This window comes from Devosia sp. ZW T5_3 (assembly GCF_044987315.1).
Lineage (GTDB): Bacteria > Pseudomonadota > Alphaproteobacteria > Rhizobiales > Devosiaceae > Devosia.
Genome location: NZ_JBJDRE010000002.1, coordinates 267,030 through 290,866 on the forward strand (window position 1 = coordinate 267,030; position 23,837 = coordinate 290,866).

Annotated in this window: 22 protein-coding genes; 9 read left to right on the forward strand and 13 right to left on the reverse strand. The window is 61.8% G+C overall.

What is annotated here, in order from left to right; all coding sequences use genetic code 11:
* The first annotated feature begins 36 nt into the window (after nucleotides 1–36).
* The 7 genes from dusB (at nucleotide 37) to hflX (ending at nucleotide 9,282) form a co-directional block, all read left to right on the forward strand.
* The gene (dusB, locus tag ACI3KW_RS03790) at nucleotides 37–1,017 is read left to right on the forward strand and encodes a tRNA dihydrouridine synthase DusB (protein WP_404847045.1); all 981 of its coding nucleotides are present in this window, start codon (nucleotides 37–39) and stop codon (nucleotides 1,015–1,017) included.
* Nucleotides 1,014–2,150, forward strand: a complete 1,137-nt coding sequence (locus tag ACI3KW_RS03795; protein WP_113120523.1) for a nitrogen regulation protein NR(II) — start codon at nucleotides 1,014–1,016, stop codon at nucleotides 2,148–2,150. The genes dusB and ACI3KW_RS03795 overlap by 4 nt, the downstream gene beginning before the upstream one ends.
* Nucleotides 2,147–3,592, forward strand: a complete 1,446-nt coding sequence (gene ntrC / locus ACI3KW_RS03800) for a nitrogen regulation protein NR(I) (RefSeq protein ID WP_035096789.1) — start codon at nucleotides 2,147–2,149, stop codon at nucleotides 3,590–3,592. Before ACI3KW_RS03795 ends, ntrC begins: the two co-directional genes overlap by 4 nt.
* Nucleotides 3,593–3,743: 151 nt before the next feature.
* Nucleotides 3,744–6,080: an ATP-binding protein gene (locus tag ACI3KW_RS03805; protein WP_404846990.1), complete on the forward strand. Its 2,337-nt coding sequence runs from the start codon at nucleotides 3,744–3,746 to the stop codon at nucleotides 6,078–6,080.
* Nucleotides 6,080–7,462, forward strand: coding sequence for a sigma-54 dependent transcriptional regulator (locus ACI3KW_RS03810; protein ID WP_113120467.1), 1,383 nt, complete (start codon nucleotides 6,080–6,082; stop codon nucleotides 7,460–7,462). Before ACI3KW_RS03805 ends, ACI3KW_RS03810 begins: the two co-directional genes overlap by 1 nt.
* 179 nt (nucleotides 7,463–7,641) lie before the next feature.
* Nucleotides 7,642–7,890, forward strand: coding sequence for an RNA chaperone Hfq (gene hfq / locus ACI3KW_RS03815; protein ID WP_035096785.1), 249 nt, complete (start codon nucleotides 7,642–7,644; stop codon nucleotides 7,888–7,890).
* 9 nt (nucleotides 7,891–7,899) lie between these two features.
* Nucleotides 7,900–9,282 carry a GTPase HflX gene (gene hflX / locus ACI3KW_RS03820; RefSeq protein ID WP_404846991.1) on the forward strand — a complete coding sequence of 461 codons (1,383 nt, stop codon included), beginning with the start codon at nucleotides 7,900–7,902 and terminating at the stop codon, nucleotides 9,280–9,282.
* Here hflX and mazG read toward each other — a convergent pair.
* The 7 genes from mazG to ACI3KW_RS03855 form a co-directional block, all read right to left on the reverse strand.
* Entirely contained in the window at nucleotides 9,279–10,088 is an 810-nt protein-coding gene (gene mazG / locus ACI3KW_RS03825) for a nucleoside triphosphate pyrophosphohydrolase (protein ID WP_404846992.1), read from the reverse strand. The genes hflX and mazG overlap by 4 nt on opposite strands.
* A 33-nt stretch (nucleotides 10,089–10,121) precedes the next feature.
* Nucleotides 10,122–10,718 carry an NAD(P)H-dependent oxidoreductase gene (locus ACI3KW_RS03830; RefSeq protein WP_404846993.1) on the reverse strand — a complete coding sequence of 199 codons (597 nt, stop codon included), beginning with the start codon at nucleotides 10,716–10,718 and terminating at the stop codon, nucleotides 10,122–10,124.
* Nucleotides 10,718–12,118, reverse strand: a complete 1,401-nt coding sequence (locus ACI3KW_RS03835) for an FAD-binding oxidoreductase (RefSeq protein ID WP_404846994.1) — start codon at nucleotides 12,116–12,118, stop codon at nucleotides 10,718–10,720. Before ACI3KW_RS03835 ends, ACI3KW_RS03830 begins: the two co-directional genes overlap by 1 nt.
* Nucleotides 12,115–13,467, reverse strand: coding sequence for a cytosine deaminase (locus ACI3KW_RS03840; RefSeq protein ID WP_404846995.1), 1,353 nt, complete (start codon nucleotides 13,465–13,467; stop codon nucleotides 12,115–12,117). The genes ACI3KW_RS03835 and ACI3KW_RS03840 overlap by 4 nt, the downstream gene beginning before the upstream one ends.
* Nucleotides 13,439–14,302 (reverse strand): ABC transporter permease, encoded by an 864-nt coding sequence (locus ACI3KW_RS03845; protein WP_262167706.1) that lies wholly within the window; start codon nucleotides 14,300–14,302, stop codon nucleotides 13,439–13,441. The genes ACI3KW_RS03840 and ACI3KW_RS03845 overlap by 29 nt, the downstream gene beginning before the upstream one ends.
* Complete coding sequence (locus ACI3KW_RS03850; RefSeq protein WP_404847046.1) at nucleotides 14,299–15,063, reverse strand: ABC transporter ATP-binding protein; 765 nt, start codon at nucleotides 15,061–15,063, stop codon at nucleotides 14,299–14,301. The genes ACI3KW_RS03845 and ACI3KW_RS03850 overlap by 4 nt, the downstream gene beginning before the upstream one ends.
* A 134-nt stretch (nucleotides 15,064–15,197) precedes the next feature.
* A complete protein-coding gene (locus tag ACI3KW_RS03855) occupies nucleotides 15,198–16,208 on the reverse strand; it encodes an ABC transporter substrate-binding protein (RefSeq protein ID WP_113120474.1) in 1,011 nt (336 codons plus the stop codon).
* Between the two features lie 210 nt (nucleotides 16,209–16,418).
* Here ACI3KW_RS03855 and ACI3KW_RS03860 point away from each other — a divergent pair, with 210 nt between their 5' ends.
* Nucleotides 16,419–16,808 (forward strand): RidA family protein, encoded by a 390-nt coding sequence (locus ACI3KW_RS03860; protein WP_404846996.1) that lies wholly within the window; start codon nucleotides 16,419–16,421, stop codon nucleotides 16,806–16,808.
* A 10-nt stretch (nucleotides 16,809–16,818) separates the two neighbouring features.
* The gene (locus tag ACI3KW_RS03865) at nucleotides 16,819–17,610 is read left to right on the forward strand and encodes a creatininase family protein (protein WP_404846997.1); all 792 of its coding nucleotides are present in this window, start codon (nucleotides 16,819–16,821) and stop codon (nucleotides 17,608–17,610) included.
* Nucleotides 17,611–17,759: 149 nt separating this feature from the next.
* Here the strand turns inward: ACI3KW_RS03865 and ACI3KW_RS03870 are convergent, their stop codons facing one another.
* Genes ACI3KW_RS03870 through ACI3KW_RS03895 form a run of 6 tightly spaced genes read right to left on the reverse strand, consistent with a single transcriptional unit; the run spans nucleotide 17,760 to nucleotide 23,807 of the window.
* On the reverse strand, nucleotides 17,760–18,596 hold the full coding sequence (locus tag ACI3KW_RS03870) for an MBL fold metallo-hydrolase (protein ID WP_404846998.1): 837 nt from the start codon (nucleotides 18,594–18,596) through the stop codon (nucleotides 17,760–17,762).
* A complete protein-coding gene (locus tag ACI3KW_RS03875) occupies nucleotides 18,597–19,379 on the reverse strand; it encodes a TatD family hydrolase (RefSeq protein WP_404846999.1) in 783 nt (260 codons plus the stop codon).
* A 2-nt stretch (nucleotides 19,380–19,381) separates the two neighbouring features.
* Nucleotides 19,382–20,932 (reverse strand): methionine--tRNA ligase, encoded by a 1,551-nt coding sequence (gene metG, locus ACI3KW_RS03880; RefSeq protein WP_404847000.1) that lies wholly within the window; start codon nucleotides 20,930–20,932, stop codon nucleotides 19,382–19,384.
* The gene (locus ACI3KW_RS03885) at nucleotides 20,929–21,957 is read right to left on the reverse strand and encodes an AAA family ATPase (protein WP_404847001.1); all 1,029 of its coding nucleotides are present in this window, start codon (nucleotides 21,955–21,957) and stop codon (nucleotides 20,929–20,931) included. The genes metG and ACI3KW_RS03885 overlap by 4 nt, the downstream gene beginning before the upstream one ends.
* Complete coding sequence (gene tmk / locus ACI3KW_RS03890) at nucleotides 21,954–22,640, reverse strand: dTMP kinase (RefSeq protein ID WP_404847002.1); 687 nt, start codon at nucleotides 22,638–22,640, stop codon at nucleotides 21,954–21,956. Before tmk ends, ACI3KW_RS03885 begins: the two co-directional genes overlap by 4 nt.
* 21 nt (nucleotides 22,641–22,661) lie before the next feature.
* Nucleotides 22,662–23,807 carry a D-alanyl-D-alanine carboxypeptidase family protein gene (locus ACI3KW_RS03895; protein ID WP_404847003.1) on the reverse strand — a complete coding sequence of 382 codons (1,146 nt, stop codon included), beginning with the start codon at nucleotides 23,805–23,807 and terminating at the stop codon, nucleotides 22,662–22,664.
* Between the last annotated feature and the right edge of the window lie 30 nt (nucleotides 23,808–23,837).

Here is a 23,837-nt window from a genome sequence, read left to right on the forward strand (position 1 = left end):
TTTCTGGGGCAGTCCTTGTCTGAAATTGCCTGCGAGTTGAGCATTGGGAGCCATCGGGTTCGCAGTCATGCTTTGCTTGCTCCCATGGCGGGAATCACCGATCGCCCGTTTCGTGTCCTCGCAGAGCGGTTCGGCGCTGGCATGGTCGTATCCGAGATGATCGCCAGCAATGCCCTGGGCGTGGGCAATGAAGAGATGGTGCGTAAGCTCGGCCGCCCCGGCACGCTGCCCCACATGGTGCAACTGGCGGGCTGCGAGGCCGAATGGATGGCGCGTGGCGCCAAGATCGCCCACGATGCGGGCGCCGATATCATCGACATCAATTTCGGCTGCCCGGCCAAGCGCGTCACCAATGGCTATGCCGGCTCGGCGCTGATGCGCGTGCCCGATCATGCCATGACGCTGATCGACGCAGTCGTTGCCGCCACCCCGCTACCGGTCACCGTCAAGATGCGCCTGGGCTGGGACGATGACAGCCTCAATGCCCCCGAAATCGCCCGCCGGGCCGTCGATGCCGGCGCCCAGATGATCACCGTGCATGGCCGCACCCGCCAGCAATTTTACAAGGGCAATGCCCGCTGGGAACTGGTGCGGGCGGTTGTCGAGGCGGTGGACGTGCCTGTCGTGGTCAATGGTGACATTGTGGACTTTGCCAGTGCGCGCGAGGCCCTGCAGCAATCCGGCGCCGCCGCGGTCATGTTGGGTCGTGGCGCCCAGGGCCGTCCATGGGCTGTTGGTCAGATTGGCGATGAACTGGCCGGCAACGAGGCGCAGCCTGCCCCACAGGGCGAGGCGCTTGCCGAACTGGTTGCCGAGCATTACGAGGGCATCCTGGTCGAATATGGCACGGTGGTGGGCCTGAGGGCCGCGCGCAAGCATCTGGATTGGTATCTGGAGGCCGCCGGCATCGCGCTCGACAAGCCGACCCGCACTGCCTTTCTCAACAACGAAACGCCGTCTCATGTGCTCGAGATGATCGGCGCGATTTTCTCGGGCGAATGGAAGGCGGCGGCATGAGCGCGTCTACGAATGCGAGCAAATTGGCCAGCGTGCCTTCGACTGCGGTGCTGCAGGCTTTGCCCCAGCCCATCATCGTTTGCGACGAAGATCGCCAGATCATCTTCGTCAATTATGCCGCTGAGGCGTTTTTTGGCGCCTCCCTGAGCGTTTTGACGCGCCAGCGCCTGGACGATCTCATCGCTTTCGGGTCGCCCATTATCAGCCTAGTTGAAACCGTCATCCTGCGCCGCGGGCCCATGACCGAATATCGCGTCCGCGTCGGCTCGTCCCGCTTTGGCGATGAGCGTATTGCCGACGTGTTCGCCAGCCCGCTTTCGGATAGCGATGGCCGTGTGGCGCTGCTGATCCAGGAGCGGACCATGGCCGACAAGATCGACCGCCAGATGGTGTCGCGTGGCGCGGCGCGCTCGGTGACGGGCTTGGCCTCGATGCTGGCGCATGAGATCAAGAATCCACTCTCGGGCATTCGCGGCGCCGCCCAATTGCTTGAGCAGAGCGTGGCGAGCGACGAAATCCCGCTGGCTCGCCTGATCCGCGAAGAGACCGACCGCATTGTCGGCTTGATCGACCGTGTGGAAGTGTTTGGCGACGAGCGCCCGATGGAGCGCGAGCCGATTAATATCCACGTCATTCTCGATCGGGTAAAACTGCTGGCACGCAACGGCGTCGCCCGGGGTATTGCCTTCTCCGAAGAATATGATCCGTCGCTGCCACCGGTTTATGGCAATCGCGACCAGCTCATTCAGGTCTTCCTCAATCTGGTCAAGAACGCTTCGGAAGCCCTTGAGCGCACACAGAAACCGGAAATCCGTATCACCACGGCCTTCCGCCCAGGCATTCGCATCAGCGTGACGGGTGTGTCCGAGCGCATCTCGCTGCCGCTCGAAATTGTCATCGAGGACAATGGCCCCGGCGTGCCGCCCGATATCCTGCCGTTCCTGTTCGATCCCTTCGTCACGACCAAGCTCAATGGCTCGGGCCTCGGCCTGGCACTGGTGGCCAAGATCGTGGGCGACCATGGCGGCGTCATCGATTGCGATAGCCGCCCCGGCCGCACCCGTTTCCGCATTCTCCTGCCCGTCGCCAGCGGGGCCTTCAACGCGTCTTCTGAAGAGGTATCGGCAAAATGAGCCACGTTGTCCTGCTAGCCGATGATGACGCGGCCATCCGCATGGTGCTCAACCAGGCGCTGACCCGCGCCGGTTACGAAGTGCGCCCCACCGGCAATATCTCCACCATGTGGAATTGGGTGAGCCGCGGCGAAGGCGATATCCTGATCACCGACGTGGCCATGCCCGATGGCAATGCCTTCGAGGTCATGCCCAAGATCAAGAAGCTGCGCCCCGATCTGCCCATGATCGTGATGTCGGCGCAGAACACCTTCATGACGGCCATTCGCGCCTCTGAAGTCGGCGCTTACGAATATCTGCCCAAGCCGTTCGACATTACCGAAGTGCTTTCGGTGGTGGCCCGCGCGCTGGCCGACGCCAAAAAGCCGACAACCGCCGAGCGCAAGGCCGAAGAGCCGGGCGAGACCATGCCGCTGGTTGGCCGCTCGACCGCCATGCAGGATATCTACCGCGCACTGGCGCGCCTGATGCAGACCGACCTGACGGTGATGATCACCGGCGAGAGCGGCACCGGCAAGGAATTGGTTGCGCGGGCGCTGCATGACTTCGGCAAGCGCCGTAACGGGCCTTTTGTCGCCATCAATATGGCTGCCATTCCGCGCGACCTGATCGAAGCCGAACTATTCGGCCACGAGAAGGGGGCCTTTACCGGCGCCAATACCCGCTCTTCCGGTCGCTTCGAGCAGGCCGAGGGCGGCACGCTGTTCCTCGACGAAATTGGCGATATGCCGATGGATGCCCAGACCCGCCTGCTGCGCGTGCTGCAGGAAGGCGAATACACCATGGTCGGCGGCCGATCCTCGATCAAGACCAATGTGCGCATCGTCGCGGCTACGCATCGCGATCTCAGCCAGATGATCCGGCAGGGCCTGTTCCGCGAAGATCTCTATTACCGCCTCAACGTCGTGCCGATCCGCCTGCCGCCGCTGCGCGAGCGCATCGACGATATCGGCGATCTAACGACGCATTTCCTCAACGCCGCCCAGCGCGAAGGGGAGGCGGTCAAATCCATCGCTCCCGAAGCGATCCGGTTGATGCAGAATTATTCCTGGCCGGGCAATGTCCGCGAACTGGAAAACCTCGTCCGTCGCCTCTCGGCGCTCTATGCCGACGAAAGCATTTCGGCCGAGATCGTGCAGAACGAACTCAATATCGCCGAGCGCCCGCAGACCAACGGCATGGCCGGTCCGGTCGATGTGTCCATGGCGGTGGAAACCCATGTGGGCCAGTTGCTGCGCGAATATGAGCCGAACCTGCCGCCGGCGGGGCTGTATCAGCGCGTGATCGACCGGGTGGAAGCGCCGTTGATCGCCATGGCGCTCAATGCCTGCGGCGGAAACCAGATCAAGGCGGCCGATCTGCTCGGCCTCAATCGCAATACGCTGCGCAAGAAAATCCGCACCCACAGCATCGAGATCGTCAAGCACAGCCGCCGCAATTGATGCGGCTGTTTACAAACCGTTCGCCGCACTGGCGAAATTGCGGCCGTTTGATCACACTGTCACATTTTGGCAACAATTGTCTTGAAGGGTTGCCCAAATTGGGTCAGGCTCTGCCTTCCTGTGGCGGAGATGGAGTGCCAAGCGGCATTGTATGACGGAAACGGCGATCATCGATAACCAGGCTGCGCCAGCACGGCGGAGCGAGGCGGCGCATTCTTCTCGCGTGCCGTTTTTTGCTGCACATACCAATAGGCCGCTGCGGGTCCTGGGTTTTGTGGTGGTGTTCGCCTCGGTCCTGATGTCCTCGATCTCCTTCCTGATCCTGTCGGGCGCGACCAATATCGAGCCTTCAGCAACCGTCTGGACCGTTATCTGGATCGTCACCGGCATCCTGGTCCTGCTGATGATCGCCCTGGTTGTTACCGAGGCCGTGCTGCTCATCCAGGCCCGCTCGCAGCGCCAGCCCGGCTCGAGCATGCAGCTCCGCATGGTCACGATGTTCGCTATCGTCGCCGCCATTCCCGCGGTCATCGTTGCAGTGGTCGCGACCTTCTCGCTCAACCAGGGGCTGGATCAATGGTTCTCCGAACGCACCAGAGCCATGGTGGAAAGCTCACGCCTCGTCGCGCGCTCCTATATGCTTGAGCACGCGCAGGTTTTGCGGGACGACATTATCTGGGTGGCCACCGAGCTCGAACAGGCGCGCGGCACGTTCGAGGAAGATCGCGACCGTTTCGAGCGTATCCTGACCGCGCTTGCGGTTACCCGTTCACTGCCCTTCACGTCGCTCATTCACGGCGATGGCGACACACTGATGCGGGCGCAGATCAACGTGCAGGGGGCTTATCCCAAGCTGCCGGAGGGCATTACCCAGGGGGTGGTCGAAGGCGTGCCGAGCCAGATTGCGCCGGGCAGCACCAATTTGGTCGGCTCTATCGTCAAGCTGCGGGGCTATGACGACACTTACTTGTTCGTTGCCCGCCCGGTCGATGCCGAAGTGCTCGAATATATGCGGCTGACTGACGAGAACATCACCGAATACCGGCAGTATGCATCCAACCGGCTAGTGTTCCAGATCACCTTTACCATCATGTATGTCGGTTTGGCCGTGGTGCTGTTGCTCGCCGCGTTGTGGATCGGCATTGCGCTTGCCAATCGCTTCGTAGACCCGATCCGAAATCTCATGATCGCTTCCAGTCGCGTCAGCCGCGGCGATCTCGATGTGCAGGTTCCGGTGCAGGAGGGCAGGGGCGATCTGCGCGATTTGTCTAATGGCTTCAACCAGATGACGCTGCAGCTCAAATCGCAGCGCGAAGATCTGGTGACCGCCAGCGAGATGAACGAAAAGCGCCGCCAGTTCACCGAGGCGGTGGTGGAAGGCGTTTCGGCTGGCATTATCGGACTCGACCCCTTCGGAGCCGTCACGCTGGTCAATGCGCGCGCCTGCGAAATGCTGGAACGCGATGAAATTGGCCTCATGGGGGAGCGGATCGAAGTGGCCATGCCGCAATTGGCGCCGATCCTTGAACGCGCCCGCTCGGCCCGCCGTGGCCAGGTCCGCGACCAGATCCAGCTCGGCAACGAGACCGATAGGAGAACCTATCAGGTGCAGCTGACCCGTGAGGGCTCGATCGCCGAATCCAAGGGCTATGTGCTTACCTTCGATGACATTACCGATCTCGAATCCGCACAGCGGACCAGCGCCTGGGCCGATGTCGCCCGGCGCATCGCTCATGAGATCAAGAACCCGCTGACCCCGATCCAGCTTTCGGCCGAGCGCCTGCGTCGCCGCTATGGCTCCAAGCTCGAGGATGACCGCGAGGTTTTCGACAAATGCATCAACACCATCGTGCGCCAGGTGGGCGATATCGGTCGCATGGTCGACGAATTCTCGGCCTTTGCCCGTATGCCAGAAGCCGCTCCCGAAATGGCCGACTTGTCTGATACCATCCGGCAGGCGGTGTTCCTCGAAAGCGTCCGCCTGCCGGAAATGGTGATCCATACCGAGCTGCCGGAGATGCCGATCCATGCCTGGTTCGACAGCCGCCTGATTTCGCAGAGCCTGACCAACCTGATCAAGAATGCGGTAGAAGCCTTTGAATCCGTGAGTCCTTCATCCGATTGGGTACCTACCATCACAGTGCAGGGGCAGCTGGAGGGCAATCACGCCCGGATCAACGTGTCCGACAATGGCAAGGGCTGGCCCAGCGAAAACCGGCAGCGGCTGCTGGAGCCCTATATGACCACGCGCGAGAAGGGCACGGGCCTGGGTCTCGCCATTGTAGCGAAAATCATCGAACAACATGGCGGCATAGTGGAACTGGTCGACGCCGAGCCTGATGCGACCGGCCGGGTCGGCGCCTGCGTGACCTTCACATTGCCCCTGCAATCGCCAATCAAGACGTCCGAGGAGAGCGGTGCCGATGCGGCATCGACCGCCCCCTCGCAACAGGAGGAGCCGCTTATTTCAGCGGCGGTTCATAAATAATGGCACTCGACATTCTCATTATCGACGACGAAGACGACATCCGCGACCTGATCGCCGGCATTCTGGAGGACGAGGGATTTGAAACCCGGCAGGCCCATGATGCCGATAGCGGGCTCAACGAAATCGCCCGCCGCCGCCCCAGCCTGGTCTTCCTCGATATCTGGATGCAGGGCTCGCGTCTGGATGGTCTGCAATTGCTCGATGTGTTCCAGAGCCAGCACCCGGACATGCCGGTGGTGATGATTTCGGGGCACGGCAATGTCGAAACCGCCGTCTCGGCGATCCGCCGCGGCGCCTATGACTATATCGAAAAGCCGTTCAAGATTGACCGGCTGCTGCACATCACGCAGCGCGCCATGGAAGCCACCCGCCTGCGCAACGAGGTTGCGGAGCTCAAGGAACGCTCGGCGAGCAAGAGCATCGACATGGTGGGCACCTCGCCCGCCTTGCAGCAGGTGCGCGGCATTATCGAAAAGTCGGCGCCGACCAATTCGCGCATCTTTGTCTCGGGCCCGTCCGGCGCCGGCAAGGGCCTGGTGGCCCGCCTGATCCATCAGCGCAGCCCGCGCGCTGACGCACCGTTCGTTGAAATCAACGCCTCGCTCTATGCGCCCGAGGAAGTGCCGGTCGTGCTGTTCGGCCGCGAGGCCCGCGAAAAGACCGGCATTCTCAAGGTGGAAGTCGGCGCGCTGGAACGCGCCCATGGCGGCACGCTCTATCTGTCGGAAGTGACCACTTTGCCGGCCCAGACTCAGGCGGCGCTGCTGCGCACGCTGGTGGAAAACCGCTTCAACCGCGTTGGCGGCACGCAGGCCGTGCCCATCGACGTTCGCATCATTTCATCCAGTTCGCAGAATGTGGCGGCCCAGATCGAAGGGGGCGAATTCCGCTCGGACCTCTTCCACCGCCTCTCCATCGTGCCGCTCCCCCTGACGCCACTCAAGGAGCGCCGCGAGGACGTGCCGCCACTGGTCAGCGTCTTTATCGAGCAGGTCTGCCGCATGCATAATCTGCAGCGGCTAACGGTGGGCGATGACGCGATTGCGGTGTTGCAGGCGCAGGAATGGCCGGGCAATGCGCGGCAATTGCGCAATTCCATCGAGCGCCTGCTGATTCTGATGAAGGACCAGCAGCCCGAGGATGGGGTGATCACCGCCGCCATGCTGCCATCCGACATTGGCGAAGTGCTGCCCACAGTGGGCGACACCGACGCTTCGGCGCATTTGATGAGCCTGCCGCTGCGCGACGCGCGTGAGGTGTTCGAGCGGCAATATCTGCTGGCGCAGATCGAGCGTTTCGGCGGCAATATCTCCAAAACGGCCGAATTTGTCGGCATGGAACGCAGCGCCTTGCACCGCAAAATCAAGTCGCTGGGGCTTTGAAAATTGGGCGGAGGCTATGCATGAGGCGCGGGTAGGCAGCCTTGGGCTTCTGTGCCATAGTGTTTAACGTGTAGTGAATGCACTTTTGCGATGGGGGCGGAGCATCAGCTTTCGCGCCCAGCCTGGACCAGCCAGCGCAATTATAACAGCGACAACAAATGCCGCGAAAAGAGACCTAAATGGCTAGCGAAAAACAACAAAATCTCCAGGACTCTTTCCTCAACCATGTCCGCAAGCAGAAGGTGCCCGTCACGATTTTCCTCGTGAACGGCGTCAAGCTGCAGGGTGTCATCACCTGGTTCGACAATTTCTGCCTGTTGCTGCGCCGTGACGCCCAGTCCCAACTGGTCTATAAGCACGCCATCTCGACGATCATGCCGGGCGCACCGATCCAGCTGTTCGATCCAGAACAGAACCACGACGACTAACGAGCTTATATGAGCGATTTTCACGACGACGACGAGGCCGTCCAAAAGGGCGGCCCGCAGGCGTTTATCGACCAACGCGCCCAGCCGACACGGGCCGGATTGATTTGCCCCGATGTCCGCGGGGCCGTTTCCCAGCACAGTATCGAAGCCCGCAAGGCGGAGTTTGAAGGCTTGGCCGGGGCGATCCGGCTCGAGATTGCCTTCTCCGAAATCGTCAAGGTGCGCGAGGTCAAGCCGGCGACGTTTATCGGCGGCGGTCATGTCGAAACCCTGGCGGCCCGCGTCAAAGAGGACGAGATCGACCTGCTCTTGGTCGATGCCGCGCTGACCCCGATCCAGCAGCGTAATCTGGAAAAGGAAACGGGCACCAAGGTGCTGGACCGCACCGGGCTGATCCTCGAAATTTTCGGCGAACGCGCCGCCACACGCGAAGGCGTGTTGCAGGTCGAGCTTGCCCACCTCAATTACCAAAAGAGCCGCCTCGTGCGCTCCTGGACCCACCTTGAGCGCCAGCGTGGCAGTGGCGGCATGGGCTTTATGGGCGGCCCGGGCGAAACGCAGATCGAAAGCGATCGGCGCCAGCTGACCGACCGTATCGTGTTGCTTGAGGATCGGCTGGAAAAGGTCAAGAAGACCCGCGCCCAGCAGCGCCGTCAGCGCGACGACACGCCATTCCCGATCGTTGCACTGGTCGGCTACACCAATGCCGGAAAATCCAGCTTGTTCAACACGCTGACCGGGGCAGGGGTGTTTGCCGAAGACCTGCTCTTCGCCACTCTCGACACCACTGTGCGCAAGCTCGAATTGCCGCATGGCAGGGCAGTGATGCTCAGCGACACGGTGGGCTTTGTCGCCGACCTGCCGACCGACCTCGTCGCCGCCTTCCGCGCTACGCTCGAAGAAGTCGTCGATGCCGACGTGATCCTGCATGCCCGCGATGTTGCCAACCCCGACCATCTGGCGCAGGCGCTCGATGTGCTCAAGGTGCTGGGCGATCTGGGTGTGTCGGCGGAAACGACGCCGGTCATCGAAGTCTGGAACAAGGTCGATCTGCTCGGGACCGTCGACGGCTCCACTGAGGAAGCATTGGCGGCCATTAGCCCGGCCGGTCGCGTTGCGGCCGTGGTGCCGGTTTCGGCCAAAACGGGGCAGGGGCTGGACGCGCTCAAGCTGGCCATCGAGGCCGCGCTTGCCGAAAAGAGCCGAACCTATCACGTGCATGTGCCGCATAGCGCGGGCAGCGACATCGGCTGGCTGCACTCGCATGCCGAGATTATCTCACGCGATGAGGCGACCGAAAAAGGCTCCGGCTTCATCGTGCGCGTAGAACCCCGGCACAAAGCGGCGTTCCTCGAGCGTTTCAACGGCCGGATCGAAGGGTCTGACGCTTAAGCCTTGTCGGCCTTGCGGATCTCGTTCCAATAGCCATCCAGACGTTCGAGCCCGGCATTGCCCGGTTCGATATCGTCCTCGCGGCACCTGGCCTCCACATAGTGGAAGCGCCGGGTGAATTTGAGATTGGCATCGCGCAAGGCCGCTTCGGCGTCCACGCCAGCGTGGCGCGCGAGATTGACGACGGCAAACAGCAGGTCGCCGATTTCCTCATGCGCTGCCGCTGGATCGCCCGCTGCTACCGCTTCATCAACCTCATCCAGTTCCTCGACCGCCTTGGCCCGCACGGAGGCATAGTCCGGCCAGTCAAAGCCGACCTTGGCAGCGCGCCTGGTGAGCTTTTCGGCGCGCGCCAGAGCGGGCAGGGGCGCGGCGACATCATCGAGCACTGAAGGCGTGGTTTCGCCCTTGCGGGCTGCCTTGGCGGCGCGCTCCTCGGCCTTTATCGCCTCCCAGCGGCCCTTGGCAGCATCGGAATCACTGGCGTCGAGATCGCCGAACACATGCGGGTGTCGGCGAATGAGCTTCTCGGTAATGCCGTAGATCACGTCGCCAATGTCGAAATGCCCGGCCTCGCTGGCCATCTGCGCGTGATAGATCGGCTGCAACAGCAGATCGCCCAGCTCTTCCCGCAAATCGGAAAAATCCTGCCGCTCGATCGCGTCGGCGACCTCATAGGCCTCTTCGATCGTGTAGTGGCGAATGGACGAGAAATCCTGCTCCAGATCCCAGGGGCAGCCGCCCACCGGATTGCGCAGCGCCGCCATGATCTCGATGAGGCGGGAGATGTCGCGGGAGGGCTGCATGGCGGACTCATGGCTAGGAATCGGAGTTGCAGTCTAGAACTTGCCGATCTCGCTGCGAACCGTCTGAATGAACCCGGTGAGTTGCTCGGGCGTGCAATTATTCATGTCGTAAAGCGCCAGATATTTCGGTGGCATCCGGCCGCGGAAGGTTGCCCAACCCCATCGGCGGGCGATGCGGCGCGGCGGATCGCCCATGAGCATGGTGCGCCAGCGATTGCCGCCATAGGTGGTGATGAAGATCGCCTTCTTGATGTTCGTCAGGTTCGGAACCAGCCGCCCCCGATCCCCGCCGCCCTCCATCACAAAGGACACGCCCGGCAGGAAGATGCGGTCGAAATATCCTTTTAAAATGGCTGGATAGCCGTAGTTCCACACAGGATGCACGAAGACAATGGCTTCCGCCGCCCGTAGCCGATCCACATAGGGTTTGATTGCCGGCGTCAGATTGCCGGGCACCTCGTGATAGTTCAGGCGCTCTTCGCGGCTCAGCACGGCGCCGAACTGCTCGTCATAAAGATTGAGGGCATCGACCTCATGCCCATTGTCGATCAGTTCGCCCACCACAGCATCGAACAGAGCCCGGTTGTAGCTCGTTTCCACCGGGTGAGCATGAACCACATGAACGCGCATCAGGCGGCGTTCACTGGATTGAGGCCGTCGAACAACCAGGCGCGGCCGGCATTGAAATCGAAATTCGGATCGTCCCAGGCGATCATCTTGCCGGGATTGAGCATGCCCTTGGGGTCGGCCTCACGCTTGAAATCGAGCTGCTTCTGATCGGTCCGCTTCATGCCGCCTTCCTCAAGCGTGTAGCGATGGGGATTGAACACGGCGCAGCCGTTTTCCTCATGGATGCGGATGATCTCGTTGAGCCGTTCTTCGGTGGTGTAGCGTACCAGCGGCAGGCCACCATACATGACCACACCATCCTGCCGGCCGACCTCGATATGCATGGGCAGCTCGTCGCCAAGAATCGAGATGATCTTTTCGACATGAGAGACGGTGGGATAGCGCGTCTGCAGATAGGTGATCGTCGGATCGACCTTGAGCGCCCGCAACGTCGTGTGGTTCCAGGCCAGCTCGTACACGGGCGGCAGGCGCTTGAGCTCTTCGGCGCTGGCCTCGTCGGAGCGGTAGAGCATTTCGCCCTTGTGGTGGGCCACGAACAGCGTCATCGCGTCCACAGCCACCGGCGCCACCATCAGCAGCACGACGGACTGGCCATCGCGAATATAGGGCTTGTGGCGGTTGAAATAGTCCTGCGGGATTGGGGCCGCGCAGGGCGCCACTTCCTTGACCAGTAGCCCATCCTGTAGGGCCACCGCGCCGCCAAAGCGGCAAGCCTCGATAAAGTCGTCAAAGCCGACAATCATGTCGACCCAGTCATGCGCCTGGGTCAGGGGCATTTCCGCCTCGACGATAATCCCGTTGGTGCCATAGGCATGGGCGACCTTGAGGATGTCCTCGCCCACCAGATCCAGCTCGCGCGGGTTTTCCTCGCAGGTGATGACCTTCACCCCCAGAATGCTGCCGATATTGCGCAGACCACCCCAACGGATCGAGCCGACGCCGCCCGACCCGCCGGCGATAAAGCCGCCAATGCTGGCCATGCGATAGGTCGAGGGGTGAAAGCGCAACTCGCCGTTTACGGCTTCCCGCGTCTGGTGATCCATCTGTTCCAGCACGGCACCGGCCTGCGCACGCACGCGATCCGGCTTGATCTCCAGAACCTTGTCCATGTTCATCAGATTGAGCATGGCGCCGCCCGAAAGCGGCATGGCCTGGCCGTAATTGCCGGTGCCGGCTCCGCGCGGGGTGATGGCAATGCCATGGCGGAACGCAGCAGCGAGAACGGTTTTCACCTCCTCATTGGAGCGCGGCGACACCACGATTTCCGCGGTCACATGATCGAGCTTGGCTTTCAGTATCGGGGAATACCAATAATGATCGCGGCTGCGTTGCTGGACGATGCGGGGATGATCCTCGACCGGAATATCGCCAAGGTCAGCGCGGAAATCTGAAATGCTCATGCTTGTCGTCCCATCAGGTCGTCGAGTTCACGGTAGTCGGGCAGGGTAGTGTCGATAGCAGCGCCACTGCGCAGCACGACGCGATCGGTTTGCGGCCGGGACATCAGCTCGGTCCAGGTGCGGGCGCGGAACAGCACCAGCTCGGCAGGCAGCTCGATGCCGATCATGCCGGAATAGGTGAAGCCGCCAATCGCCGCCGGCTCGGTGCTGACCGAACGCGCCCAGGTAAAGGCATCGGCCTGTGGGTGGTCGAAGTGCAAAATCCGCGCACCTTCGCGCAGGACTTCAAAGCCATCGAGATCGCCATAGGCATAGAAGGGGTCGCGGGTATTGTCCGACGCGATGGCAACCGGCACCCCGGCCGCCTTGAGTTCGTTGAGCAGGGTAACACCCCGCCAGCGAGGCGTCCGCACCCCGCCGACATTGCGCCGGTCCTGTAGATACATGTTACAGATCGGCAGCGAGACGACGGCAATGCCCGCCTGCGCGACGCGCTCGATGGTTGCCATTGCCGTCGCTTCGGGCTGAATGGCAATGGCGCAGCAATGCCCGGCCGTCACCTTGCCCGCAAAACCGGTCTCGATCACCGCATCGGCCAGGCTCTGCAAAGCGTCGGCCGCCGGGTCTCCGGTCTCATCAATGTGCAGGTCCACATCGAGGCCAAAATCGCCAGCCACTTCGAGCAGCGCACGCATGATGGCGGGATTATCCGGGTGAACGCCCGTGGAGCCGCCCAGCAACCCCTTGGCCGCCTTGGTGCGTGTGGCGACCGCGCGAAGCGCCGCCGGGTCAAGAATTGTGTCGGGCCCCATAAGACCTGCCGCCTGAAGCTCGATCCGGCCCACCCAGCGCTCGCGCACGGCCTCGAACACGTCCCAGGAAATCTCATGTTGTGGCGGAGCGCTATCGATATGCGTCCGCACGGCGGCCGTGCCATGGGCCCAGGCACAGCGCAGGGCAAAATCCATGCGCCGCTCGACGTCGGCCGCCGCCCAATTGGCCGTGCGGTCCTCGCCGACGGCCATCAGGGCACCAAGCCAGGTGCCATCGGGGTTTTCCTTGCGCGGCCAGATATGGCCCTTGTCGAGATGGGTATGCAGATCGACAAAGGCTGGCAGCACAATGCCATGGTCGAGATCGATACGATCCGGCCCAAGCGGGGCGCTGCCAGCGGCACCAAGGCTGGTGACCTTGCCGTCGGCAATCTCGATATCGACCAGAATAAGCGCACCCGAGGCGGGTTCGCCCATCACGGCTGCCGGCACGTTTGCATTGGCCAGCACATAGTGGCCGGTCGAAGGAATAGTGATCGTCAAAACCTTAATTCTCCCGCTTGATGGCGCTCTCATGCCAGCGATGCAGCGTCAGCCAGGAGATAAACGAGGTTAGCCCGAAGATGGCAATGCCGGTGCCGCAGAGCATCAGCAGGGCAACGAAGAGGCGGGGCAGATTGAGCCGGTACTGGCTTTCCAGCAGCCGGAACGCGAGGCCCGCGCCCTGGCCAGCGGAACCGGCAGCGAACTCCGCGACGACCGCGGCAATCAGCGACAGCCCGCCACCAATCCGCAACCCGGCCATGAAATAGGGCATCGAGGTCGGAATTTTGAGGTAAAGCAACGTCTGCCACGGCGAGGCGCCATAAAGCTCGAACAGGTTCAATAGGTTATGATCGACGCTCTTGAGGCCCTGCGCCATGTTGGAGAGGATAGGGAAGAAGGCCACGAGAAAGGCGCAGATGAGCAAAGCCGTCTGCGTATCGGGCGCATAGATCAGCAGCAGCGGCGCAATGGCAATCATCGGCGTCACCTGCAGGATCACCGCGAAGGGGAACAGCGCCAGCTCGAGAATGCGCGACTGCACCAGCAGGATCGCCAGCCCGACGCCGCCAATCAGCGCCAAAGCCAGGGCCATGAAAGTGATCTTGAGGGTGACGAGCAGGGCAGGCCATAGCGTCGCGGAGTCGGTGAAGAGCGCGATGACGACATCGACCGGCCCCGGCAGGATGTATTTCGGAATCCCGTTGATCGTGACCAGCAAATGCCAGGCCGTGATCGCCAGTACGAGTGCAATAAGGGGGACTGCGATGCGCAACACCTTTTCATTGGTAGTGGCGCGGGGAATCAGGGCCGCCACGGCGGCATCAGTGCCGGCTTCGGCTGGGGCGATGGTCTTGATCTGGTTCATGACGTGATCTCCGCAGCATGGATGGCGCGTTGCAGCGCATCCGAAACGGTCTGGCAGGTCTGCCGATAGCCCTCGGAATTGCGATAATCATGGTCGCGAACAGGGGGCTGGGCGATCTGCATATCGGTGAACACCTGGCCCGGACGCGCCCGCATCACCACGATGCGGCTGGAGAGATAAGCGGACTCGTAGACCGAGTGGGTGACGAAAATCACCGTCATGCCGAACTGCTGCCACAGCCGCAGCACGTCGTCATTGAGCTTCTGGCGGGTGATTTCATCGAGCGCGGCAAAGGGCTCATCCATCAGCAGCAGCTTGGGCCGCGTGACGATGGCCCGCGCAATCGAGACGCGCATCCGCATGCCGCCGGACAGTTCGCGAGGATAGGACTTGGTGAAATCAGCCAGACCGACACTGGCCAGCCCTTCCATGATCCGCTCGCGCGCATCTGCCTTGGAAACGCCCCTGAGTTTGAGCGGCAGGTGCACATTGTCGAACACGCTGGCCCAGGGCATCAGGGTCGGATCCTGGAACACAAACCCCACATCGCCCTCGGGCAAGCCCTTGGTGTTGATCTTGGAGGACGGCCAATCGATGCTGCCCGAACTTGGCGCGCCAAGCCCCGCGATGATGCGCAGGGCCGTCGACTTGCCGCAACCGGAGGGGCCGAGTAGCGAGATGAACTCGCCGGCTTTCACATCGAGCGACATGTCCTTGAGGGCCAGCGTGCCGTTGGAGAACACTTTGGTGACGTTGCGCATCGAGACGATGGCGCGGGGAGCTTCGACCTCGATAGGGCGAGCGGCGACGGCAGCTGATGTATCGGTCAATATCGGAACCCGGATTAGGGTCAAAACAGCGCGGACGGGATTGCCCGCGCCGATTGATCGCGGTGCTATTCGGCCTTGGCCAGTTCCAGACCCACGCCCTTGCAGACGAATGCGGTCGAGAACGACTTGGAGATATCGATACCGGCTTCGTAAACGCCGGCCTTGACCATCATGTCATAGAAAGCCTGCCAGCGTTCGGCCGTCATGCAGCCAATGCCCTGGGTCTCGGCTTCGCCGGAAACGACGACGCCATATTCCTTCAGCTTGGCGATCGAGAAGGCGATCTGACCATCGGTCATCTCGGGATTGTCCTTCTTGATCAAATCGTTAGCGGCTGTGTTGTCACCATAAAGGTAATTGTACCAACCGATGATCGAGGCATCGACGAACCGCTGCACCAGGTCCGGCTTGGTGTCGACGATCTCTTGCCGGGTCTCGATGGCGGTAGAGTAGGGGTCATAGCCATAGTCGGCGAGCAGATAGATCTTGGGCGCCCAGCCGGTCTGGCGCTCGATTTCATAGGGCTCGGAGGTCAAATAGCCCTGCTGCACGGCCAGCGGATCGGCGATGAAGGGCGCGGGGTTGAACGTATAAGGCTCGTATTTGTCGTCGGAGAAACCTTCCATTGACGACTTCATCCATGGCCAGAAGCCGCTGAACAGGCTGTCCTTGCCCAGGATCATCTTGCTGGCGCCCGTCAGGCTCGCGAGATCGGTAAAGGGTGCATCGGGATGCGCCAGCAGGACCTGCGGGTCCTTCTGGAAAATCGCCGCGACAGTAACGACGGGGATGCCGCGCGATACCGAGTCGATCGTGCCCATGCCGCCCATGTAGAAATCCAGCTGACCGGCAACCAAAAGCTGACCATTTGGGGCCTGCGGGCCGCCCTGGCGGATGGTCACATCCAGGCCATACTTGGCGTAAGTGCCATCGGCGACGGCCTGGTAATAGCCGCCATGCTCGGCCTGGGCGAGCCAGTTGGTGCCGAATGTGACCTTGTCCTGGGCCGTAGCGGCTCCCGCCAGGGCACCGAAGATCAGGACCGACGATGAGACGAGTTTGGTAATATCGTGCATGTTGCGCTCCCCGGCATGGCTATGAGCAGCCACGACCAATTTCTGTGCGACCGCGTCGCTTGCGCAATTGTTGTCCCGGTCTTGCTCCGTTGTGAAGTCAAAAAATGAGCAGCTGTATAAAATGCCTGCCATGCATGCAAATTGTGCAGTTTGGGCTAGGCAAGCGGTTTACCGGACGCTAGCATCGCCACCTCAAGGAAGTTTTTGACTATGGCGACGCCCCTCTCTCCCCAGCAGATTCATCCGCCTTTCGCGCCTTACAGCCACGGCATTGTCGTGCCGGCGGGGCAGCGCCTGGTGTTCTGCTCCGGCCAATTGGGCATTGGGGCAGACAAGATTGTGCCGCCCGACTGCGTGGGCCAAACGCGCATCTGTTTTGACAATATCGCCGCCATTCTGGGCGAGGCCGGCATGACGCTCGCCAATATCATCCGCATCAACGCCTATGTGACGGGCAGGGAGCACCTGCCGGACTATATGGGCGTGCGCAACGTGCTGTTTGCCGAGCCTTATCCCGCCTCGACTCTGATGATCGTTTCCGGCTTTGCCCGGCCCGAATTCGTGGTCGAAATCGAAGCTATTGCCGCCGGACCGGCCTGAGGACCTCTCTATGACCCGCAAAATCTGGTGGACCGACTTTTCCGCGTCCGATTTCAACACGATCGATCCGGCAAAGACCATTGCCATCCTGCCCATCGCGGCCGTCGAGCAACATGGCCCCCATCTGCCGGTGGGCGTGGACACGATCATCAACCAGTCGATGATGGAGCTGCTCGCGGCCCGCGCGCCGGCCGAGTTGGATATCCGCATCCTGCCGGTTCAGGCCATTGGCAAATCCAACGAACATATCTGGGCCAAGGGCACGCTCAGTCACAAGGCAACCAATCTGATCGACGCCTGGACGCAGATCGGGCTGGAAGTGGCGCGGGCAGGGGTCCGCAAGATCATTTTCGTCAATTCGCATGGCGGCAACGAAGAGATCATGGGCATCGTCGCCCGCGAACTGCGGGTGCAAGCCGGCATGCTGGCCGTCAAAAGCGGCTGGCGCTTTACACCGGCTGGCCTATTGAGCGACCTCGAGCGCCGCCACGGCATCCATGGCGGGGATGCCGAAACCTCGCTCATCCTGCATTTCCGGCCCGATCTGGTCGATATGAGTCGCGCCGAGAACTTCGTGTCCATCGCAGCGCGCGACGAGGCCGAGTACAAATATCTGCGGCCCACCGGCGCCTTCGGCCACACCTATGCGTGGATCGCCTCGGATATCAATCCGGGCGGCGCGGTCGGCGATGCGTCCATTGCAACGGCAGAAAAGGGCCGCGAGATCGCCGAGCACAACGTCGCCGGCATGCTCGAAGTCCTCGCCGAAATCGAACGCATGCCGCTGCCGGGCAGTCGCTAGGCGGGAGCGCGGTTTCGGAACGCTGCAGTGGGCAGGTTCCGCCAGGGCTCCGCGCCGCGCATCCGTCGTTCGCATAATATATATTATGGAACTAAAATGGATCAAAAAGCCCAGGCATTGCGGGCCTTTGAGCCAACTGCACCACAAACCTACAGATTGAGGATGCGTCCGGACAGCACGTCGATCTGCATGCCATCGAATGCCGGCGTGACCTTTGCCGGCGTTGCGGTTTCGGTTGCACGGTAGTCGAGATCGATATGCATGTTGGTGAGCACGGCCTGGCTAGGTGCGAATTGGGCGATCAGGTCCAAGGTCTCAGGCAAGCTTAGGTGGCTGGGATGCGGCGTCGGCCGCAGCGCATCGATGACCCAGATCGACAGGCCGGATATCGCGTCATGTGACTGCGGTGGGAAACCCGACAGATCGCAGCAATAGGCAAAGTCGCCGACGCGGAAGCCCAGCGAGGAAATATCGCCATGCGTCTGTTCGAAGGCCTGGACTGCAATGGAGCCGCCCGGCCCTTCGACGACGCATTTCGCGTCGGGAGCGATCGTGTGAGCGCTCAGGATGGGCGGGTAGGAACTGCCGGACGGCGCCGTGAAGCAATAGCCGAAGGCTTCGCGGAGCCGTTCGCCGGTGACCTGGGTGAAATACACATCGACCAGCCGCCGATTGTGCAGCGCCAGCACGCGCAGGTCATCGATGCCATGGGTGTGGTCGGCATGTTCATGGGTATAGAATACGGCGTCGACGCGATCGACTTGAGCATCCAGCAACTGCTCGCGCAGATCGCAGCCGGTGTCGATCAGGACCCGCGTCGGCTCGCTGCTGCCGTCGCTCCAGCCCTCGATGAGCAAGGAACAGCGCCGCCGCCGGTTGCGCGGTTCGTCCGGGTCACAATCGCCCCAGACATTGCCGATGCGCGGCACGCCGCCCGATGAGCCGCACCCCAGGATCGTCGCAATGATCCGTTGCGCAGCCGCCATCTAGGCGCTCAAACCGGTTTTGGCGAAGAGCCGCGCAAAATTGGTCGTGGTCTGCTGGCCCAGCGTCACCAAGTCGATGCCGCGGACTTCCGCCAGTTTCTCCGCCGTGTGCCGCACGAATGACGGCTCATTGGATTGGCCGCGATGCGGAATCGGCGCCAGATACGGCGCGTCAGTCTCCACCAGATAGCGATCCGCCGGGACGATCTTGGCCACTTCTCGGATTTCCTCGGCATTTCGGAAGGTGATAATGCCCGAAAACGAAATATAGCCGCCCAGAGCCAGCGCCCTGTTCGCCAAATCCGTGCCCGCCGTGAAGCAATGCAGCACGAACGGGAAGGCCCCCTGCCCGCTCTCTTCTTCGAGGATAGCCGCCATGTCATCATCGGCCGCGCGGCTGTGGATAACCAGTGGAAGACCTGTGGATCGTGCTGCCGCGATGTGACGGCGCAAACCGGTCGCCTGCGCCTCGCGTGGCGCATTGTCATAGAAGTAGTCGAGCCCGGCTTCACCGATCGCGACGCAGCGCGGATGGGCGGAAAGCCGGATCAAATCCTCGGTCTGGATGTGCAGTTCCTGATCCGCATTGTGCGGATGCGTGCCGACCGAGCACCAGACGTTCGGGAAACGTTCCGCGATGGCCGCGTATGTGGAAAAGTTATCCACACGTGTGGATATCGTCACCATGCCATCGACGCCCGCCGCCGCCGCACGCGCCATCACGCCGTCGATATCACCGGCCAGCGCCTCGAAGTCGAGATGGCAATGACTGTCGATCAGCATGGTCAGGAAGCCTTGCGCTCGAGTCGCGCGAAAACGCCCTGCGGCACCGGCAAAGCGGCGCCCGTCTGCAGCCCATTGGCAAGCTGCGCGGCCGCCAGAGTGCGTCCCTCAGCCGGCACAGCCAGTTGATCGAGGATCGCATTGGCCGATTTCGGCACGAAAGCAAGCAGCGGAATGGTCAGCCGGCGAACCACGTCCGCCGTCAGATAAAGCACCGAGCCCATGCGCACCGGGTCGGTTTTCCTGAGCGCCCAAGGCTCCTGGGCCGCGAAATAGTTGTTTGCCGCACTCAGCGCCGCAATGATCGCCCCGGCCGCCTCATGCACCAGCTGACCGTCCATAGCCCGCTGCGCCTCAGCCAGTGCCGTTTCGACCTCGGCCACAATAGCCTCGTCGTCCGGCGTTACCCCGGCATATTCCGGCACTAGGCCGTCGCAGTTCTTGTTGATCATCGAGAGCGAACGCTGCGCCAGATTGCCGAGATTGTTGGCAAGATCGGCATTGACGCGGTTGACCAATTTATCGCGGCTATAATCGCCATCCTGCCCGAAAGACACTTCGCGGAGCAGAAAATAGCGCAGCTGATCGACGCCGAATTCCTCAGCAAGTTCAAATGGATCGACCACATTGCCGAGCGACTTGCTCATCTTCTGGCCGTCCACGGTCAGGAAGCCATGCGCAAACACGCGATGCTGCACATCGATACCCGCACTCATCAGGAAAGCGGGCCAATAGACGGTGTGGAAGCGAATGATGTCCTTGCCTACCACATGCAGATCGGCCGGCCAAAACTTCTTGAACAGCGTGCTCTGCTCATCGGGAAAGCCCAGGCCGCTGATATAATTGGTCAGCGCATCGACCCACACATACATCACATGCCCAGGCGCGCCCGGCACAGGAACGCCCCAATCGAATGTGGTGCGCGAAATCGACAGATCCTTCAGGCCGCTTTTGACGAAGGAAATGATTTCATTGCGCCGCTCCTTGGGCGCGATAAAATCCGGATTACTCTCGTAAAGATCGAGCAGCTTCTGCTGGTAGGCCGACAGGCGGAAGAAATAGGTCGGCTCTTCGACCCAGTTCACCTCGGCGCCGGATGGGGCAAAGCGCTTGCCATCCTTTTCCGTCAGTTCGTCCTCGTCGAAATAGGCTTCGTCGCGCACCGAATACCAGCCTTTATAGGTCGACTGGAAAATGTCGCCATTATTGCTCGCGGCCATTTTGGACCAGATCGCCTGGCTGGCTTCGTGGTGACGCGGCTCGGTGGTACGGATAAAATCGTCGTTAGAGATGTCCAACAGCTCGGCCAGTCGGCGGAACTCGCCGGAATTACGATCCGCGAGTTCGCGCGGGGTCACGCCCTGCGCGGCGGCAGTCTGCACCATCTTGATGCCATGCTCGTCAGTGCCTGTCAGGAAATAGACTTCGCGGCCTTCCAGCCGCTTCCAGCGGGCGATGGCGTCGGTCGCGATCATCTCATAGGCGTGCCCGATATGGGGCGCTCCATTGGGATAGGAGATCGCTGTGGTGACGTAGAAGGGCTTTGCGGTCATCGTGGCTCGGCGGAAACGGGAACAGTCAGTGAAACATGCTTTCTGATCGCATCGAAAATGGCGGCCAGCGTCTGTTTCATGTCCAGATTGATGCTGTCGGCCTCGGCGAGCAGGGCGTGTGCCTTGTCCCATAGCTCGTTGGCAGAGGCAAGGCGCTTGCGGGCGCCTGTCTGCATGGCCGCATTGCGGGCTTCGTCGGCCATCCAGTCGTCCAGCATTTCGCGGGCAAACGACAATTCGGTGCTTTGCGCATCGGCGCCCAGGGCATCCGCCAATTGCAGGCTCACACCGGCCGGATGACGCAGCGGATCGGCCAGCCAGGCCTGAAGCGCGCCCAGAGCCGAGCCTTCTTCGAGCGCCAGCGTCTCAAACGCCCGGCGCGGTCGCCCGCCAGCCAGCGCCACGGCCCGCTGCAATTCGGCCTCGCCCAGGGCATCCCCCTGCTCCATCAACACCGCAGCGACGTCAGCATCGGCAATCGGCCGCAGCGCCAGGTTGTGACAGCGTGATTTGATGGTTGGCAGGAGCTGTCCGGGGCGGTGCGATACCAGCAGGAATGTGGTGTCCGCGGGTGGTTCCTCCAGCGTTTTCAGCAGGGCGTTGGCGGCTGATGGATTGCAGTCGTCAATGCTGTCGATGATGGCGATCCGGTGTCCCGCCCTGCCCCGCGTGTGATGGAGGGAATCGCGCACCTCGCGGACGTCCTCGACGCGGATAACTGTGTAATAACCCTTGCCGTCCTTGGGGCGGCGGCGCAGCAGGAAGAGGTTGGGGTGGGACATTGCCGCCACCTGCTCCTCGACGCGCCCCGCATCCTCATCACCCGTCGCCACCAGAATCGCGGCGGCGATTTCAAAGGCGAACGTGGCTTTCCCTATGCCCTGCGGCCCATGCAGCAGGATGGCGCCCGGCAGGCGGTGCTCGGCAATATTGGCAAAAATGGCGTTGCGCGCAGCATCATGCCCACGCGCCCGCTGGCGCCGCTCAGGTAGCGGCACATCCTCGATGGCGTCCGGGTCGCTCATGCCTGCGAACCACGCAGCAATTCGGGAAACCGCTGGCAAACCGCGTCCCAGATCGTGGTTTCCAGGGCATCCGCACTCTGTTCCGCCGTGATCACGACGCAGCGGTCCGGGTTGTTGCGGGCAATTTCAAGAAAGCCCTCGCGCAGCCGCTTGTGCCAGTTCAGGTCTTCCTTTTCGAAGCGATCGCCCGTCTGGGCCAGCCCGTCCTCGATGGCGCGCAGAGCCACACGCTTGAAGGCGGCTTCGGGATCCATATCCAGGATGATCGTCAGATCGGGCGTATGCCCGTCGAGGGCCAGGGTTTCGAGGCCGCGGATAAGTTTGTCATCGACGCCGCCGGTCAGGCCCTGATAGGCCCGGGTCGAATCGTGGAAGCGGTCGCAGATCACCCAGGTGCCAGCTTGCAGGTTGGGCTCGATCAACTGCGTGACATGGTCGAGGCGCGCCGCCGCAAACAATACGGCCTCGGCTCCGGCGCCCCAGCTCTCCGAGCGTCCCTGCAGGATGAATGAGCGGATCGCTTCGGCCCGCGGCGTGCCACCGGGCTCACGGGTGCGCATGGCCTCGATGGACAGGCGATGCAGATTGGCCAGCAGGCGTTTGACCTGCGTCGATTTGCCGACGCCTTCGCCACCCTCAAAGGTGATGAAACGGGCCCGGTTGGTTTTTGGCGCTTCCAGCATCAGCCAGTCTTTATCCCAGTCTTAGAGCCAGCCCAAGGCCAACTGCTTCAGCGCGTCGGTCGCACGGCGCACGATATCGCCCTGCTCTACCGTCTCGGCGGCAAAGAGCGGCGCGGTCTGTACCAGTTGTTCGTCGCAGAACACGCGCAATTCCGCAACCTTGTCGCCTGCATTGACTGGCGGCATTAACGGCCCCGTATAGACCACTGATGCGCCAAGGCATTTGCGCGATCCACGCGGCAGATAGAGGGCAATTTCTCCCTCGCCAACCAGGCCGACGCTGCCACTCGTACCACCATAAACATTCGCATAAGCCACCACGGCGTCATCCGCATAAGCCGCAACACGCTCGAAAGCACGGGCGCCCCAGGTGATCAGCTTGCGCCCTTCTTCGGTGCGTTCGGCCATGGATTTGAGGCCATGCACCACGGCAATCAGCCGCCGCCCGCCATCGTCGGTGGAGATCACCGAACCGTAGCCTGCGGCTTCGGTATGCCCGGTCTTGAGACCGTCGACGCCGATTCCCAGCTCGACCAGGGAATTGCGGTTGGCCTGTTTGATGCCGTTCCACTCCATCTCCGGCTCGGAGAAATAGTGGTAATATTCGGGAAAATCATGGATCAGGTAGCGTGCCAGATCGGCAAGATCGCGGGCCGTTACATGCATGTTGGGGTCCGGCAGGCCGGTCGCATTGGTGAAGACCGAGCCTTCCAACCCGATAGCTTCGGCCAACTCGTTCATCATCGCGGCAAAACTGGTTTCGGAGCCCGCAATGCCCTCAGCCAGCACGATAGCCGCGTCATTGCCCGATTGAATAATCACCGAGCGGATAAGGTTTTCGACGCTGATCTTGGAGTTGAGCTCCGCGAACATGGTCGAGCCGCCGGAGGCCGCACCGCCCGTGCGCCAGGCGTGTTCGGAGACGAAGAACTCGTCGCTCATCTTGACGCGGCCGGCACGGACTTCGTTGAAGACGACGGCGATGGTCATGAGCTTGGCCATGCTGGCCGGCTCCATCGGCAGGTCGGCGTCTTTCTGGAAAATCACCGTGCCGGATTCTTCATCCATGAGGATGGCGAACCTGGCTTTGGTGTCGAAAGAGGCTTGCGCGAAAGCCGGCGCCGTCAGCGCCAGCAGGAGGATAACAATCGGCGCTATCAGCTTCACGAACCAGGCCTCCCATCCCTTTCGGGGCGG

Bases quoted from the DNA above. Each gene is read 5' to 3' on its own strand.
- ACI3KW_RS03795 (WP_113120523.1), top strand. From the start codon at position 1,014: ATGAGCGCGTCTACGAATGCGAGCAAATTGGCCAGCGTGCCTTCGACT.
- ntrC (WP_035096789.1), top strand. From the start codon at position 2,147: ATGAGCCACGTTGTCCTGCTAGCCGATGATGACGCGGCCATCCGCATG.
- ACI3KW_RS03805 (WP_404846990.1), top strand. From the start codon at position 3,744: ATGACGGAAACGGCGATCATCGATAACCAGGCTGCGCCAGCACGGCGG.
- ACI3KW_RS03810 (WP_113120467.1), top strand. From the start codon at position 6,080: ATGGCACTCGACATTCTCATTATCGACGACGAAGACGACATCCGCGAC.
- hfq (WP_035096785.1), top strand. From the start codon at position 7,642: ATGGCTAGCGAAAAACAACAAAATCTCCAGGACTCTTTCCTCAACCAT.
- hflX (WP_404846991.1), top strand. From the start codon at position 7,900: ATGAGCGATTTTCACGACGACGACGAGGCCGTCCAAAAGGGCGGCCCG.
- mazG (WP_404846992.1), bottom strand. From the start codon at position 10,088: ATGCAGCCCTCCCGCGACATCTCCCGCCTCATCGAGATCATGGCGGCG.
- ACI3KW_RS03830 (WP_404846993.1), bottom strand. From the start codon at position 10,718: ATGCGCGTTCATGTGGTTCATGCTCACCCGGTGGAAACGAGCTACAAC.
- ACI3KW_RS03835 (WP_404846994.1), bottom strand. From the start codon at position 12,118: ATGAGCATTTCAGATTTCCGCGCTGACCTTGGCGATATTCCGGTCGAG.
- ACI3KW_RS03840 (WP_404846995.1), bottom strand. From the start codon at position 13,467: ATGAGAGCGCCATCAAGCGGGAGAATTAAGGTTTTGACGATCACTATT.
- ACI3KW_RS03845 (WP_262167706.1), bottom strand. From the start codon at position 14,302: ATGAACCAGATCAAGACCATCGCCCCAGCCGAAGCCGGCACTGATGCC.
- ACI3KW_RS03850 (WP_404847046.1), bottom strand. From the start codon at position 15,063: ATGCGCAACGTCACCAAAGTGTTCTCCAACGGCACGCTGGCCCTCAAG.
- ACI3KW_RS03855 (WP_113120474.1), bottom strand. From the start codon at position 16,208: ATGCACGATATTACCAAACTCGTCTCATCGTCGGTCCTGATCTTCGGT.
- ACI3KW_RS03860 (WP_404846996.1), top strand. From the start codon at position 16,419: ATGGCGACGCCCCTCTCTCCCCAGCAGATTCATCCGCCTTTCGCGCCT.
- ACI3KW_RS03865 (WP_404846997.1), top strand. From the start codon at position 16,819: ATGACCCGCAAAATCTGGTGGACCGACTTTTCCGCGTCCGATTTCAAC.
- ACI3KW_RS03870 (WP_404846998.1), bottom strand. From the start codon at position 18,596: ATGGCGGCTGCGCAACGGATCATTGCGACGATCCTGGGGTGCGGCTCA.
- ACI3KW_RS03875 (WP_404846999.1), bottom strand. From the start codon at position 19,379: ATGCTGATCGACAGTCATTGCCATCTCGACTTCGAGGCGCTGGCCGGT.
- metG (WP_404847000.1), bottom strand. From the start codon at position 20,932: ATGACCGCAAAGCCCTTCTACGTCACCACAGCGATCTCCTATCCCAAT.
- ACI3KW_RS03885 (WP_404847001.1), bottom strand. From the start codon at position 21,957: ATGAGCGACCCGGACGCCATCGAGGATGTGCCGCTACCTGAGCGGCGC.
- tmk (WP_404847002.1), bottom strand. From the start codon at position 22,640: ATGCTGGAAGCGCCAAAAACCAACCGGGCCCGTTTCATCACCTTTGAG.